This is a genomic window from Nonlabens xylanidelens (assembly GCF_002934445.1).
In the GTDB taxonomy this organism is placed as follows: Bacteria; Bacteroidota; Bacteroidia; order Flavobacteriales; family Flavobacteriaceae; genus Nonlabens; species Nonlabens xylanidelens.
Window position 1 is genome coordinate 351,898 of sequence record NZ_PTJE01000003.1, and the last position, 15,839, is coordinate 367,736.

Annotated in this window: 16 protein-coding genes; 5 read left to right on the forward strand and 11 right to left on the reverse strand. The window is 34.9% G+C overall.

The window, feature by feature from the left end:
* Together LY01_RS08960 and LY01_RS08965 are read right to left on the reverse strand one after the other, a co-directional pair.
* Nucleotides 1–1,674, reverse strand: coding sequence for a peptidase domain-containing ABC transporter (locus LY01_RS08960; RefSeq protein WP_104515499.1), 1,674 nt, complete (start codon nucleotides 1,672–1,674; stop codon nucleotides 1–3).
* Nucleotides 1,661–2,347: a TetR/AcrR family transcriptional regulator gene (locus LY01_RS08965; RefSeq protein ID WP_104515500.1), complete on the reverse strand. Its 687-nt coding sequence runs from the start codon at nucleotides 2,345–2,347 to the stop codon at nucleotides 1,661–1,663. Before LY01_RS08965 ends, LY01_RS08960 begins: the two co-directional genes overlap by 14 nt.
* A 172-nt stretch (nucleotides 2,348–2,519) precedes the next feature.
* Between LY01_RS08965 and LY01_RS08970 the strand changes: the two genes are divergently transcribed.
* Complete coding sequence (locus tag LY01_RS08970; RefSeq protein WP_104515501.1) at nucleotides 2,520–3,197, forward strand: M24 family metallopeptidase; 678 nt, start codon at nucleotides 2,520–2,522, stop codon at nucleotides 3,195–3,197.
* Nucleotides 3,198–3,296: 99 nt separating this feature from the next.
* On the opposite strand, the gene LY01_RS08975 is transcribed toward LY01_RS08970, so the two are convergent.
* The 7 genes from LY01_RS08975 to LY01_RS09005 all read right to left on the reverse strand — a co-directional run bounded on the left by LY01_RS08975 (nucleotide 3,297) and on the right by LY01_RS09005 (nucleotide 9,580).
* A complete protein-coding gene (locus tag LY01_RS08975) occupies nucleotides 3,297–3,572 on the reverse strand; it encodes an ATP-dependent Clp protease adaptor ClpS (protein ID WP_104515618.1) in 276 nt (91 codons plus the stop codon).
* A 58-nt stretch (nucleotides 3,573–3,630) separates the two neighbouring features.
* On the reverse strand, nucleotides 3,631–4,482 hold the full coding sequence (prmA, locus tag LY01_RS08980; protein ID WP_104515502.1) for a 50S ribosomal protein L11 methyltransferase: 852 nt from the start codon (nucleotides 4,480–4,482) through the stop codon (nucleotides 3,631–3,633).
* Nucleotides 4,472–5,056: a DUF1287 domain-containing protein gene (locus LY01_RS08985; protein WP_104515503.1), complete on the reverse strand. Its 585-nt coding sequence runs from the start codon at nucleotides 5,054–5,056 to the stop codon at nucleotides 4,472–4,474. Before LY01_RS08985 ends, prmA begins: the two co-directional genes overlap by 11 nt.
* Nucleotides 5,046–5,798 carry a triose-phosphate isomerase gene (tpiA, locus tag LY01_RS08990; RefSeq protein WP_104515504.1) on the reverse strand — a complete coding sequence of 251 codons (753 nt, stop codon included), beginning with the start codon at nucleotides 5,796–5,798 and terminating at the stop codon, nucleotides 5,046–5,048. The genes LY01_RS08985 and tpiA overlap by 11 nt, the downstream gene beginning before the upstream one ends.
* Before the next feature lie 152 nt (nucleotides 5,799–5,950).
* On the reverse strand, nucleotides 5,951–7,024 hold the full coding sequence (locus LY01_RS08995) for an ABC transporter permease (RefSeq protein WP_104515505.1): 1,074 nt from the start codon (nucleotides 7,022–7,024) through the stop codon (nucleotides 5,951–5,953).
* Nucleotides 7,021–8,112 carry a BT_3928 family protein gene (locus tag LY01_RS09000; RefSeq protein ID WP_104515619.1) on the reverse strand — a complete coding sequence of 364 codons (1,092 nt, stop codon included), beginning with the start codon at nucleotides 8,110–8,112 and terminating at the stop codon, nucleotides 7,021–7,023. Before LY01_RS09000 ends, LY01_RS08995 begins: the two co-directional genes overlap by 4 nt.
* A gap of 535 nt (nucleotides 8,113–8,647) precedes the next feature.
* On the reverse strand, nucleotides 8,648–9,580 hold the full coding sequence (locus LY01_RS09005; RefSeq protein ID WP_104515506.1) for a peptidylprolyl isomerase: 933 nt from the start codon (nucleotides 9,578–9,580) through the stop codon (nucleotides 8,648–8,650).
* A 127-nt stretch (nucleotides 9,581–9,707) separates the two neighbouring features.
* On the opposite strand from LY01_RS09005, the gene LY01_RS09010 reads away from it, so the two are divergent.
* Nucleotides 9,708–10,370 carry a hypothetical protein gene (locus LY01_RS09010; protein ID WP_104515507.1) on the forward strand — a complete coding sequence of 221 codons (663 nt, stop codon included), beginning with the start codon at nucleotides 9,708–9,710 and terminating at the stop codon, nucleotides 10,368–10,370.
* Nucleotides 10,371–10,454: 84 nt separating this feature from the next.
* Here the strand turns inward: LY01_RS09010 and LY01_RS09015 are convergent, their stop codons facing one another.
* On the reverse strand, nucleotides 10,455–11,063 hold the full coding sequence (locus LY01_RS09015; protein WP_104515508.1) for a hypothetical protein: 609 nt from the start codon (nucleotides 11,061–11,063) through the stop codon (nucleotides 10,455–10,457).
* A 265-nt stretch (nucleotides 11,064–11,328) separates the two neighbouring features.
* The gene (gene recQ, locus LY01_RS09020; RefSeq protein WP_104515509.1) at nucleotides 11,329–13,521 is read right to left on the reverse strand and encodes a DNA helicase RecQ; all 2,193 of its coding nucleotides are present in this window, start codon (nucleotides 13,519–13,521) and stop codon (nucleotides 11,329–11,331) included.
* 86 nt (nucleotides 13,522–13,607) lie between these two features.
* Here recQ and LY01_RS09025 point away from each other — a divergent pair, with 86 nt between their 5' ends.
* Genes LY01_RS09025 through LY01_RS09035 form a run of 3 tightly spaced genes read left to right on the forward strand, consistent with a single transcriptional unit; the run spans nucleotide 13,608 to nucleotide 15,779 of the window.
* Complete coding sequence (locus LY01_RS09025) at nucleotides 13,608–14,573, forward strand: KpsF/GutQ family sugar-phosphate isomerase (RefSeq protein WP_104515510.1); 966 nt, start codon at nucleotides 13,608–13,610, stop codon at nucleotides 14,571–14,573.
* A gap of 2 nt (nucleotides 14,574–14,575) precedes the next feature.
* Nucleotides 14,576–15,412, forward strand: a complete 837-nt coding sequence (gene tatC / locus LY01_RS09030; RefSeq protein WP_104515511.1) for a twin-arginine translocase subunit TatC — start codon at nucleotides 14,576–14,578, stop codon at nucleotides 15,410–15,412.
* A 4-nt stretch (nucleotides 15,413–15,416) separates the two neighbouring features.
* The gene (locus LY01_RS09035) at nucleotides 15,417–15,779 is read left to right on the forward strand and encodes a carboxymuconolactone decarboxylase family protein (RefSeq protein WP_104515512.1); all 363 of its coding nucleotides are present in this window, start codon (nucleotides 15,417–15,419) and stop codon (nucleotides 15,777–15,779) included.
* The last annotated feature ends 60 nt before the right edge of the window (nucleotides 15,780–15,839 follow it).

A 15,839-nucleotide genomic window follows, 5' to 3' on the forward strand; every position in this document is an offset into this window, starting at 1 on the left:
TTATTGATCTAAGATTAATTTACCGTTGTGTAATGTGATCATTCTACCACATCGTTTCATCCATTCTCTATTCTGACTAACCACTACAATAGACCAGCCATTAGACTTATCAGTTAAAAAGTCCATAATTCTAGCAGACTCTTCCTTTTCAAATTGATCTAACGGATCTTTGAGAATAAGCATCTTAGGATATCTAACAATACTGCGCGCCAAAACAATTTTCTTTGCTACTGTATAACTTAATTGTTTACCCTCTGGAAATATGACCGTATCCAGTCCTTTAGGTAATTTTTTAAGATAATTAACCAGTCCTAATTTTTCTAGTGCCCAGTATATACGCTCGTCATTAACTGAAGCATCTCCAAAGGTTATGTTATCCCTCAAAGTACCTTCAAATGGGCTTTCTTCACTTAAGGATTGCCCTAGATTTGCTCTATAATAATTAAGATCTAGACCTCTTAAGTCTGAATTATTCACATAAATACTACCTTGAGTAGGCTCTATGATACCAGCTATTAACCTTAATAGGGTGGCTTTACCGCTACCGTTTGCGCCGTTTACTAAAATGGTACAGTTCTCTGATATTTTTAAAGATATATTATTAAGAATAGGTTGTGTTCTTTCTGGTACTGTAAAAGTTACTTGATCCAACTCTACACTAAAACTTTGATCCTGAGCAAAGGGATGCTCTCCTGATTGAGGTTCTAATTCTTTGTCTACGACTTCCCCTAATTTTTCTAATGAAGTAAGCATATCATAAAATGACTCTAGACCAGAGATTATTTTTTCAACCGCACCTATAATGATTAGGATAATAAGTTCTGCTGCGACAAATTGACCAATATTCATCTCCTGACTTAAAACTAATAAACCACCTATAATTAATAACCCTGCAGTGATTAAAACTTTAAATCCTATTAATTGAATGGCCTGTCGTACTAAAACTTTAAAATGTTGCTCTCTATAATTAAGGTAATTTGAAACTAAAGCATCATTTTTTTCCACGGCATGATTAGTAATTCCAGAGAGTTTAAAACTAACTAGTGACCTTGCAATTTCTTGTAGCCAGTGCGCTACTCTATACTTACTTTTTGACTCTAGAATACTGGTTTCTAAACCTTTTTCGGCTGTAAATTTAAATAATATATAAGCCAGACCTACTAGTAAAACACCGTAAACGATAAAGAATGGGTGATAAAACGATAGTAAAAGCAATCCTAATAAAATTTGTAATAACGCCGTAGGATAATCTACTAATAATTTAGAAAGACTTTTCTGTATAGTAAGGGTATCAAAAAATCTATTAGCTAGTTCTGGTGGGTACGTGCCGCGCAGCTCACTCATTCTAATTTTAGGAAATCTGAAAGCAAAATCAAATGAAGATCTTGTGAAAATCTTCTGCTGAATGTTTTCTGTAATTCTTATTTGCATAATTTGCAGCACACCACCAAAGGCAACACCAGCAGTTACCAAAACTACAAGAAGTATCCATGAGGTACTTATTTGCGCACCTTGTATAAGGTTAATAATAGCTTGTATCCCTAGTGGTAAGGATAACCCTACTATTCCTGCAAAAATAGCATAGTAAAAAATCTGTCTAATATCTTTTCTATCAACTTCTAACATGCGCATTAAACGCTGCCATGCTGTGAGTATATTTTTATCTTTTTTCATTTGTGATAATAAGTTGATTAATTAAGTTTAAAAAGTAATGGGTAGGTGTGGTATGACTATTACAGTCTGTGATTGCCGCAAAATGATCTTTAAGAAAATGTTGATGTAAAGCACCATCTATAATCATACTACTTAAAGAAGAAGGGAATTTATACGTAGCATCTACTGCAGTAATTAAATCCTTAAGTCGCACCACGAGGCGTTTGTAAATAGCAAAAAAACCTTCTTTATTCTCTTGATCTACCGATTTAGTCAGATATGATTTTGAGAACTCTGAAATGATTATTTTATTTAAAAGGACTTCATTTATATGACTGAAGTTAGAATCTTGAGAAACTTCTTGAGTTAAAATCTCTACCGCTTTAATTAACTTATCCTGGTCGGTAGTCATTACCATGGTTTCTAAAATCAACTGGTATTCTATCCAGCTCCAGTACCATGAGGTGAGATATAGTAAGAGTTTATGCTTACTCTCAAAATACCTATAAATAGAACTCTCGTTAGATTTTATAACAACACCTAACTTCTTAAAAGTAAATTGTTCAAAACCCAATTCATAAATCATTTCTATACTGTGACTTACTATGCGCTTACCTAAGTCAGAGCTTTCTGGATCTTTAAGATATAATTTATCATTAATCTCAACCTTTAGATTTTTAAGAAGTGAATGCATATTTTTCAATTATTAAACAAACATAATAGTATTACTATTAATCATAGTTAGTTTATATATTAATTAACACCTTAAGTGTTTTAGCTTAATGAATTAAAATAACAGAATCCCAGCTTAGTTAATTTAAAGCAAATTATAATGCTGCATATTAATGGAACATTATTTTTACTTTATGACAGACACCTTACTAGAACTTCAAAAAGCTGAAGAGAAAGCAGCGATTTTATTTCAAGAAATTGAAAATAAAGAACTTATAAAACCAGGTAAAACTGAAAAGCAAATTAATACTGAAGTTTTTGAACTAGCAGATGAGTTGTTCGGAATCAAAAAATACTGGCACAAACGCATAGTTAGAGCAGGTAAAAACACGCTACATCCTTATGATGAAAATCCAGAAGATCTTACTATTAAAGAGGACGACATACTATTTATAGACTTTGGTCCTATTATAGAAGATTGGGAGGCAGACTTTGGTAGAACTTATGTAGTGGGTAATGACATACGTAAGATAAAATTAATGCACGATGTAGAAAGCATGTGGAAAGATGCCAATGACTATCTAATTAAAAACCCAGATATCACTGGCGCACAACTCTACCAGTATTGCACCATTCTAGCTCTAAACAATGGATGGGAATACGGTGGTCCTATCGCCGGTCATTTAATAGGTCACTTCCCACATGAACAACTGGATGGTGAGGATAAGACTAATTACATACATCCTGAAAATCATACACCTATGAATCAAAAAGACACGAGCGGTAAGGATCGCTACTGGATTATAGAGATTCACCTCATTGATAGTAAGAATGAGATCGGTGCTTTTTATGAACAACTAGCAGGTTTTTAAAAATCTATCCTGAAATCACGTGACACACAAAATGCCTGCTATAAACAGGCATTTTTTATGTTTTTATTCTAATTGAATAAAAAGGGGAAAGCAAAATCTTTATTGAATCTCTGCAGTTAAACCAGCTTCTAGTAAAGCGGTACAACGCGGTTTTAAATCATCATAACCACCTGTTTTAACATTACATTTTCCTTTATAGTGAACTATAAGAGAACATTGCTCTGCCTGTACAGGCGTGTGATCACAGGCAGCTACTAGCATGTCTATCACGTGATCAAAGGTATTTACTTCGTCATTAAAAAGGACTATTTTATTTTCCTTTTGCTCCAAGACTTCCAAATCTAGTTCTGGAAGAACCTGGTCTTGTGTGCTCATTTTCATAGGCTAAATTTAATCAAATACATTGATAATATTCGTTTTTAAACCGATTAAATTAGGATTTAATCATTTTTGCAGCTATCCAGTTGTCTTTTTTGAGGTGAGAGTCATAAACAATACCACTCTCCATACATTTATTTTTAATATGAACTAAGTCCTCTTCATAAAACCCACTAAAAAGTATGGTACCGCCTTTTTTAAGGCTCTTTGCATAAACAGGAATATCCTGTAGCAGTATATTTCTATTAATATTGGCTATTATAAAATCATAAGATTTACCTTCCAGTTGCTCTGCACCACCTAGAATAACAGCGACTTTATCTGTTTTATTACGCTTTACATTTTCCAGTGCATTTTCATAACACCAGGTATCTATATCGATGGCATCTACTTTAACAGCACCTCTCATTTGCGCTAGAATACCTAGTACACCTGTCCCACTACCCATGTCTAAAACCTCAAGATTTTCCACATTTTCATTAAGTAAATGTTCTATCATCATATGTGTAGTCTGGTGGTGTCCCGTACCGAAACTCATCTTAGGCTCTATCACGATGTCATACTCTACACCACTAGCTTGGTGAAACGGCGCACGTACTTCACATCTATTATTAACCGTGATTGGGTTAAAATTCTTTTCCCATTCTGCATTCCAATTTGTTGGTGGTATTTCCGCTTTCGCGAAAGCGATATCACATAAATCATTATTCATAATATCTACTGTATCGAGAATAGTAGCAGCGTCTGTAGTTTTTAAAACATATGCTTTAATCCCAGTTTCAGTCTCTATAAAGCTCTCAAAACCTACCTCTCCTAGTTGTGCCATAAGAACATCATTCCACGGTAATTGTGGTGTAACTGTAAAGTCGTACTCTACATAAATCTGGTCGGTAGTATTATTTTCCATAACGGTAATGTCCTGTAATTTTAAAATTAAAAAGGCAGTCTTCTAACACTTGCCCTGCTCCTATATTATGTACCATTAGGTACCTTTTTTGATCTTTTGATTTGGTTTTAGAAACCATTCCTATGTGTGTTAGTCCATTATTTAAGGTCCAACTTACTATATCACCAGGTAAATAATCTTTTGCATTTTGAGTTACCGCAATACTTAATCCTTTACGTTTAAAGAACCTACGCAAGTTGGGTACTCTTCTATGATCGATATTAGTATCTGTTTTTTTCAATCCCCAGTTATTTGGGTATTTTGAAAAATGTGCTTTCATATCTACATGAACTTCTTTCTGTAAATCAACACCTAACTTTCTGTAAGTTCTTATGACTACGTCAGTACACACTCCGTATCCTGCAGGCACATCACCATCTGGATAAGGAATGCTAAAATAGCTACCGTTATAAACCACGTGATCCTTTGTTAATTCTTGGGCAGCCGCAGCTACTTTTAAACCATAATCCGTTTGTGCTATTGCTGGTAGACCAATAGTGAGAAATAATAGTAGAATTAGTTTCTTAAAAAGCATTTGCAATATCAAGGAAAGATGATCCATCTAGAGATGCACCACCTACTAGTCCACCATCTACATCTGGTTTTGCAAAAATCTCAGCAGCATTTGCTGGTTTTACACTACCACCATAAAGAATACTGGTATTATTTGCCGTTTCTTTTCCAAATTTAGTTTCTATAAAAGAACGTAAATGCGCGTGCATTTCTTGAGCTTGCTCTGGACTTGCAGTTTCTCCTGTACCTATAGCCCATACTGGTTCATAAGCTACCACTACATTTTCCATTTGCGCAGCTGTAAGATCAAAGAGACCTAATTCTATTTGTTTAGTTACCGTATCAAAATGGTTCCCAGCTTTACGATCTTCTAAATGTTCTCCACAACAAAAAATAACTCGCAGTCCTTTATCAAGAGCTGCTTTCGTTTTGGCAGTAATTAATTGATCTGTTTCACCATAAGTATCTCTACGCTCAGAGTGACCTATAATAACTGTCTTAATACCTATACTTTGCAACATAGGTACAGAAATCTCTCCTGTATATGCACCACTGTCTGCTTCACAAACATTTTGTGCTACAACCTCAATTACGGTATCACAAGTACTGTTAAAAGCATTATATAAAAAAGGATGAGATGGCGCTATCATTAATTCACAGTTAACGTCATTAACTAGGCCTTTTTTTAAATCTGTTATTAAAGCTTGTGTCTGTGCAAGATCACAATTCATTTTCCAGTTTCCGGCTACTATATTTTTTCTCATCGCGTTTGTTTTAAGGTCATTAAGGTTTCAATAATACCAAAATTGATTATTTTAATACTCTTATGCAAGCAATTGCAAAGGTATTGCCTTTTAATTATTGAATAAAGTTTGTGTGCAGATGTTTATTAAGAAGACCGCAAGTATTTTATAATTTACTCTAACTTTACTCTTGGGTCTAACCACACGTAAATTAAATCTACCATAATATTGATAAGAATAAACAACGTTGCTATTACAAGAACCGCTCCTGTGATAACTGGCAAATCTTGTGTATTGAGCGCCTCTACTATTTCTTTACCTATACCATTCCAGTTAAAGATATATTCTACAAAAACTGCTCCTGCTAGCATACTCGCAAACCAGCCACTTACTGCTGTAATTACAGGATTAAGTGCGTTTTTAAAAGCATGTCTTTTTATTACTTGTAATGTAGTAAGTCCTTTGGCATATGCGGTAGTTATGTATTCTTGCCCCATGACTTCTAGCAAACTATTTCTCATTAATTGAGATACTACAGCTAGCGGTCTAATTCCTAAAACTAATGCTGGCAATATAAGATTGCGCCACTGTAAATGCATCGCCTCACCATAATCATCCATCTCATATAGACTACCACTCATTTTAAGGCCAGTAAATTCATGAAGCACAAAACCGAAGATAAAAGCAAAAATAATAGCACTAAAAAAGCTAGGCACACTCATGCCCATAGTACTTATCACCTGTATCAATTGATCTATCCAGCTGTTTTTATACAATGCCGAAATGACTCCTAAAATCAATCCTAGAATTAGAGCTACACTTATTGCTGCAAGTGCAAGAATCATCGTGTTAGGTAAGGTCTCTCCTATTATGTAGCTTACCTTTTTACCAGTTTTCTGAAACGATTCTCTTAAATAAGGCCATTTAAAATAAGTAGATGTAGTCCCTATAGTAAAGAGATCTACACCTGTATATTTACCATTATCATAAGTAAAATCACTCTTGTCAGTACTGTGAAAAGAAACTGGAGACAGGTCATTTAAAAAGTACATATACTGAGTACCTATAGATTTATCTAGCCCGTATTTTGCTCGCACATTTGCCAGCTGTTCTTCAGACTCGTTTTGCCCCAACATCATTTGTGCTGGGTCACCAGGTAAGAGGTAAAATAATAAGAATATAACGGTTACCACTCCATAGAGAGTCAGTAAGGCATATCCTATTTTTTTAAGCACATAGCTTATCATAGAGATAAACTCTCAAAATCATTCCAGTGAGATTTACCTGTAACTACTCCTTTTTTAATAGTCATAACAGCTGGTGTAGAACGTACAGCAGTTTTTAATTGTGTTCCATCTGTCGTGTAAAACGGAATACTAAAATCATAAGATTTCATTAACGGCTCTAATTGCTCTATACCATTTGCGCTTAAACCTATAACCTCATAACCAGCTGCTTGTGCTCTCGTAGTAAAACTAGCGAGCTTTTCCATACCACCTTCCTCAATTTTTGAAACATCATAAATCATAACAAAGGCAACTTTTTCCTTATCTAGAATCTCTTGCGTATAATCTTCTCCATCTTTTTCTATAGAAAAGTCATGAATTTTAGGAAGTGCTGCTTCTTGAATAATACGTGTTTCTACTTTATCATATCCTGGACGACCTTCTGGCACCTGACCATCTGTAGTAATTATCTCTTCTTTACCATCTACCGTGTAATACCAGTCATAACCATAAATATCTGGTTGGCTAGGGTCTTCTTGCATAGCCACCTCTATATCAGTTCCTACCTTATAAGCTCTAAAATCTAAAATCGGTAAATGCATTAATACATAGTAAGCGATTATAAAACAAATGATAGTAGAAACGAGAATGATTATGGAGGACTTCGCTTTCGCGAAAGCGGATTTCCATTTATCCATATTGAAAAACAAAATCAATATCATGACTAATAGCACCACATCTTTTGCAAATGATTCCCATGGTACTAGAGGTATAGCGTCACCAAAACAGCCGCAGTCCGTTACTTTATCAAAATAAGCAGAATAAAAAGTTAGGAATGTAAAGAAACCGATCATCAATAAAAGTGACCAGATCGTAAATTTTCTTTGAAATCCTATTAATAACATGATTCCTAAGATCACCTCAAAAATCACTAAAAAGATAGCCAGAGGTAATGCAAATGGCTGTAAGAATTCTAACCCTAAAACCGCTGCACTAAAGTATTCATCTAGTTTATAAGAAAACCCTAAAGGATCATTTAACTTAATTAAACCACTAAAAATAAATAATACCCCAACGAACCAACGGCAAAATGTAACTAATCCTTTCATGCTTTTTTCTTTGTTGAGACAAATATAAGGATTAGCCATGAGGCTTATGGCATGTGATATGAGGAATTAGGACTTAAAAATTGATTAATAAAACTCTTTGTTTAAAAGAGGTTTTCTAAATAATGAAAGCTAGTGACATCCATTTCTAGACATCTGATAAAAGCATGGTTGTAGTCTTATTTTTTCAACAATTACGTAGTCAAAACCCACCTAGAAATGATAATAATGAAAAGAAACTTTTTCTTTGATCGTATTTCACCTATCTTTAGTTTAAGATTTAATAGACAAGATGAAATTTTATAGCAAACTCTTTTTAGTAACTGAATTACTCATTTTAATATCCGTAATCACTTTATATTATTTTGATGGAGTTGATGGACTTTCTTGTTTTTTGATTTCAATGTCTATGGTCTTTTTAATCATTAACCACTTCTACAAGATGTCCTATAACGCAGAATAATTTGTTTCATTCCATAAAAAAATAAAAGCCCTATTCCATAAAGAATAGGGCTTTTAAATTATAATTTAAGAATAATTACTTTACAGCAACTAACTCTACATCAAATACTAATGTTGCATCTGGCGGTATAACACCACCTGCACCAGCACTACCATAAGCGATATGCGATGGTATAACTAGACGTGCTTTATCACCTACTTTAAGTAAAGCGATACCTTCATCCCAACCAGCGATTACCTGTCCCATACCTAGTGCAAAGTCTATAGGTTGCTTGCGATCAAAACTAGAATCAAAAACTTTACCGTTAGGCAACATTCCTTTATAATGTACGCTTACTGTTTTTCCTTTTTCAGCTTTTACTCCATCACCTTCTTGAATGATTTTATAACGTAAACCACTTTCTGTTTTATCAAAGCCCATTGCGATCTCGTCGATCTCTTGGTCAGCTTGTTTTCTAGCTTGCTCTTCACGTAGTTTTCCAGCTCCTTCAAACTGACGGAATTCTTCTACAGCATTAAATGCTTTTGCCGCATCACCTTCTCTTACAATAGTAACCGTTTTAATCTCGTCACCTTGTGCGATAGCATCTACCACATCCTGTCCTTCTATAACTTTACCAAAAACAGTATGCTTGTCATCTAACCAGTCTGTAGCGATGTGTGTAATGAAAAACTGAGAACCATTTGTTCCTGGTCCAGCATTTGCCATACTTAAAACACCAGGTCCGTCATGACGTAATTCTGGGTGAAATTCATCATCAAAATTATAACCAGGACCACCAGCACCAGTTCCCTGTGGGTCACCACCTTGGATCATGAAATCTGGAATTACTCTGTGAAACTTAAGACCATTATAATAAGGTGTTCCTTGATCTTTGGCTTTGTTCTCTAAATTACCTTCAGCTAGCGCTATAAAGTTACCTACAGTTCCAGGTGTTTTATCGTGATGAAGTTGAACAAGGATTTCTCCTTTACTTGTATCAAATTTTGCGTAAATTCCTTCTTGCATTTTTATAGTTTTTTAAGGCTGCAAAGATAATTCATTAGAATTCAGTCTTCAGAAAGCTGGTATAGTTTTTTTTACTTCTTATATTGTTAGCTTTTATCTCAAACCCAACCATAAAACCAACCTACCAATGACTCGAGAAGAACAAATTCTTTTTTGTGAAAAATGTACCAATAGAAAAATGGACATGCAACAAGGCATGTTATGTGGACTAACAGGCCGCAAAGCAGATTTTCAAGGCCAATGTTTGCAATATGTGCCCGATACTAGCATCGTTGAAAGACGCGACCCATTAAATCCTGAAGATGACGTTAATCTTTACCGATTATCAGAAACGATGAATGAAAAATTAAGAGCTCAACAAAATTTACCTGTAGGAATTCTTGCTGGTATAGTCGCTGGACTAGTAGGCGCAGTAATCTGGGCAGCGGTAACCGTTGCTACTGGTTATCAAATAGGTTATATGGCTATAGGAATAGGATTTATAGTCGGTTATTCTGTAAGATTTATGGGTAAAGGTATCGACATGATATTTGGAATATCTGGTGCTGTAATAGCCGTTTTAAGTTGTTTCTTAGGTAATTTCTTAAGCTCCATAGGCTTCATGGCAGAGTATTCTGAAATAGGATATTTAGAAGCTTTAACTTCTTTTGACTATTCCTTCTTCATAGATTTAATGACAGAAACTTTCGGTTTCATGGACATACTTTTCTATGGATTTGCAGCTTATGAAGGTTTTAAGCTTGCATTCAGACAGGTTACTGCCCAAGAAATAGAAGAACTTAGAGACTAATATTACTTAATTAATCATAATCAAAAAACCTCTTAAGAAATTCATCTTAAGAGGTTTTTTCATTTATTCACTTACACAGCGATTTTATTTTTTAGAATTACGTTTAAAGTAAATTCCGTTATCCCAGTCTTGATTATCATCTTCCTGATCATGAAAATGACCAAAGTTATGATCGTTACAATCGTGTCCACGTCCATAGTTATTTCTAACAAGTACATGACCTCTTGCCGCAGTAATCTTACCGCGTCTATTATATTGTACCTCTAGGCCACCTACTTTACGCAAGACACCATTTCTGTAAGCTACATTTAATTTACCTACTCTAGCCACATCACCTCTACTGTTATAATAAATACGAGTATCCCCTATTTTCACGGCCTGTCCACTACGGTTATACCTCACATAGTTTCTTCTATAAGTAGAATAGTTAGACACACTATTAAGGCTATATCTTCGGTTCACACCTCGTCTATTAGTAGATCGCGCATTTCTATTAGGCAATTTAAATTCTATTTTACCATTAGGAAAAATGGCATAATCCACATTATTATAAGTAAATAATACCGGTTGTGCGCTACGGTATCTACTATCGGTAATTTTGAAATCATTTGATTCTTTCAGGTCGATTTCATTTGCCTGAGCAGTAATCGTCATCATCAGACCAGCTGCAATAAAAAGTAATATTCTTTTCATGATTTCTATATTTTAAATGTTGCCTACACTATCAGGTTTTCGGCTTGCCCTTGCTTACCTACTTTCAAGAGCCGTGCCATTTACTAAAACTTTTTAGAAATCAAATCAGATAAGAATATAACTTATTGATAATGTATCTATTAATTCCGCTTTCGCGAAAGCGGAATTAATAAAAAAACCCACTAAGAATAAATTTCCTTAATGGGTTTCTAATGATAAATGTATTTTTAAAAGCGTCTATCTATATAACATAATGATGTACTAATTAATTAGCTACTTCACTTATAAAGCGCAATCTATAAAGTCTTATTTCTTCTTCTTCATAATCGCCATCAAATTCTTCTACAGCTGCGTCTATTTTATCAGACTCTGACTCTATAAAATATTCATGCAATTCTTCTTGTTGATCTTCGTCCAGCATTTCATCAATCCAGTAACCTACATTAAGTTTTGTACCGCTGTAAACGATACTCTCTAGCTCGTTGATTAATTGATCCATGTCCATGCCTTTTGCACTGGCCATATCGTCAAAACTAAGTTTGCGATCTATACTAGTAATAAAGTATAGTTTATTACCAGATTTTGCACCAGTACTTTTAATTACTAGATCATCTGGTCTAGTAATATCATTATCATCTACATATGTGGATATTAGTTCTACAAAAGGTTTTCCATATTTTTTTGCTTTACCTTCTCCTACACCATGAATATTTGCCATTTCTTCCATATTCACAGGATACTTAGTAGCCATATCTTCTAAAGATGGATCTTGAAATACAATATATGGAGGTACATTCTTTTGCTTAGCTACTTTTTTACGCAGGTCTTTTAAAAACTTAACTAATTGTGCATCTACTGCGCCACCCTTTGCAGCACCTACTATTTGATCTGAAGACGTATTATAAGTATGATCATCGCTCATCATGAAAGTCTTCCCAGACTTAATAAACTCACGACCAGCATCTAGCACTTTTAAAGTACCATAAGTTTCTATATCTTTTTTAATAAGTCTAGCCACTAGAACCTGACGTATTAAGGCGGTCCAATAAGCTTTATCTTTATCCTTACCACTACCAAAGTACCCTTGTTGATCTACCTTATGGCTAGAAATCATGGCGTTATTTTTCCCCATCAGGATACTAACTATGTCCTTTGATTTATAGCGCTCACCAGCATCACCTATTAATTGAACTAATTTTTTAACCTCTTCTACTGCTTCTTTTTGTGGTTTAGGATTGCGCATGTTGTCATCCATATCACCACCAGCACCAGTAGCTGGATCAAATTTCTCACCAAAATAGTGGAGAATATACTGTCTACGACTCATGCTGGTTTCAGAATACCCTACCATTTCTTGTAGTAACGCATGACCTATCTCTTGCTCTGCAATAGGTTTACCTGACATGAATTTCTCTAGTTTTTCTATATCTTTATATGCATAGTAAGCTAGACAGTGACCTTCACCACCATCACGACCAGCACGACCAGTTTCTTGATAATACGACTCTATACTTTTAGGTATATCGTGGTGTATCACAAAACGTACATCTGGTTTATCTATTCCCATACCGAATGCAATGGTAGCAACCACCACATCAGTATCTTCCATTAAGAACATGTCTTGATGCAGAACTCTAGTTTTAGAATCTAAACCAGCGTGATAAGGAACTGCTTTTATACCATTCACTTGTAATACTTGTGCAAGTTCTTCTACTCGTTTACGAGATAAACAATAAACGATACCAGATTTACCCTCATTTTGTTTGATAAAACGAGTAATATCTGCATCTACCGTAGCGGTTTTAGGACGCACTTCATAAAAAAGATTAGGCCTATTAAACGACGCTTTAAAGGTAGTAGCCTTTGTAATCTGTAAGTTTTTAAGAATATCTTCTTGCACTTTAGGCGTAGCAGTTGCGGTAAGACCTATGATAGGAATATCTTTTCCTATACGATCTATAATCCTGCGCAAGTTTCTATATTCAGGACGGAAATCGTGTCCCCATTCACTGATACAGTGCGCCTCATCCACAGCAAGAAAAGAAATCGTTTGCTCTTTTAAGAACTCTACATATTCTTCTTTGGTAAGTGATTCTGGTGCGACGTATAATAATTTTGTAATTCCACTAGTAATGTCATCTTTTACTCGCTGCACATCACCCTTTGATAAAGAAGAGTTTAATACATGAGCAACACCATCATGATCAGAAACACCACGTATAGCATCTACCTGATTCTTCATTAATGCAATAAGAGGTGAGACCACGATAGCGGTACCTTCTTGCATTAATGCTGGTAGTTGATAGCATAGTGATTTACCACCACCGGTGGGCATGATCACAAAAACATCTTCCTTATTTAATAAGGAGGTTATTACTTTCTTTTGCAATCCTCTAAATTGCCCGAATCCAAAATATTTCTTTAGATTTTCTTCTAATCCTATCTGCGTATCTGCCATGCGGCTGCTGCGTTTTTGTTTATCTTTGTAAGCTAAATTTACGATATAATTTGCTTATCGCAAATTATAGTTAAAAGTAATCAAGTTTGGATCAAGAAAATAAAGTATTAGAAGTTGCGAGGAGAACAATTCGCATTGAAGCACAAGCTATTACAGATCTTGTAGATGGAATCGATTCCGCTTTCGCGAAAGCGGTATTACACATACATCACTCAAAAGGTCGAGTAATTATCACTGGAATAGGTAAAAGTGCCATAATTGCGCAGAAAATAGTTGCCACAATGAACTCTACAGGTACGCCTGCGATTTTCATGCATGCTGCAGATGCTATTCATGGAGATTTAGGTATTGTACAAGATAATGATGTGGTGATCTGTATTTCAAAAAGTGGAAATACTCCAGAAATTAAGGTTTTAGTGCCGCTCATTAAAAACTTCAATAATAAATTAATTGCTATTACTAGTCATAAAGATTCTTTTCTAGGTCTAGAAGCAGACTATGTATTGCACGCTCCTATTAAAGAAGAGGCGTGCCCTAATGGTCTTGCTCCTACTACTAGCACAACCGCACAACTGGTTATAGGTGATGCACTTTCTGTTAGTTTATTAGAACTAAAAGGTTTTACCGACAAAGATTTTGCTAAGTACCACCCAGGTGGCGCTCTAGGAAAAAAATTGTATTTAAGAGTGCAGGGAATTATAGACGGTAATAAAAAACCAGAGGTAAGTGCAAGCACATCGTTAAGAGTTGTTATTGTAAACATATCAGAAAACATGCTGGGCATGACCGTAGTTACAGAAAATAATAATGCAATAGGTATTATTACAGATGGTGATTTAAGACGTATGCTCTCTAGTGGTAAGAATATAGACGATCTAGTTGCGAGCGATATTATGAGTAGTAATCCTAAAACTATTACTGCAGACTCGATGGCCGTACAGGCTCGCGAATTAATGGAAGAAAAAAACATCTCCCAATTAATTGCTGTAGATGATAAAGGATATGCTGGTGTCGTGCATATACACGATTTAATTAGAGAAGGAATCGTATAATCATGGCTCGTAAAAATCTAGACCCTAATAACATGTCATTTTTAGATCACGTAGAAGAACTGCGCTGGTGTTTGATACGTTCTATAGTCGGTATTCTGGCAGGTGCTATAATAGCTGGTGTCTTTACTGACTTTATTTTTGACACGATTATCTTCGGTCCTAAGAGAGGTACCTTTGTTACTTATGAATTCTTTTGTGAATTTGGGAATTACTTTGGAGTAGTTAGTGATTTTTGTAATCCTGACTTTAACTTTAAAGTACAGTCCAAAGAAATGTCTGACGAGTTTTCTACTCACATATGGACTTCTATTCTTGTAGGTTTTATAGTCGCTTTTCCATGGGTACTTTACCAAGTATGGAAATTTATATCGCCCGGTTTAAAAGCTAGTGAAAAGAAGTACAGCAGTGGTTTTATAATCGTTTGTTCTTTGCTCTTCTTTATAGGAGTGACTTTTGGGTATTTTGTCATAGCACCATTATCAGTTCATTTTATGATGACTTATAATTTGAGCCCAGAAATATCCACAGAGCCTAGTTTATCTAGTTATATAGGCTATATAAGAGCCTCTATATTATCTTCGGGACTATTATTTGAACTACCGGTAATTATTTATTTCCTTACTAAAATAGGACTAGCAACACCTGCTGGTTTAAGAAAAAATAGAAAATTTGCTCTAGTTATAGTCCTTATAGTTGCTGCAGTAATAACACCACCAGATGTGGCTAGTCAAATAATAGTTGCCATACCTGTGTTAATTTTATATGAAATGAGCATTTTCATATCTAAATTTGTCCTCTACCGTCAGGAAAAAAGAAATAAGAAATTAGGTACCCCTTAAAATTATGAGCAATCAAGTAGAAGAATTCAATGCGTATCGTGAGAAAATGAACGATGCCATTCTTGAAGACAATAATAAAATTATAAAACGCATCTTTAATCTAGATACCAATGCTTTTACAGCAGGTAAACTAGATAAGAGAACAAAGGAATTACTAGGTCTAGTAGCTAGTACTGTTTTAAGATGTGACGACTGTGTAAAGTACCATCTAGAAGCTAGTCATAAAGAAGGGATTTCTAAAGAAGAAGTGGTAGAAGCTCTTTCTATAGCTACTCTAGTAGGTGGAACAATTGTAATACCTCACTTGCGTCGTGCCTATGAATACTGGGATGCTGTAGAAGAAAAAGCTGCCTCAGAGAAAGCTTAAATCAATTCAACATCACATAGATACTATGTTAGATCTTTTTAGTTTTAGAAAGATCTAACA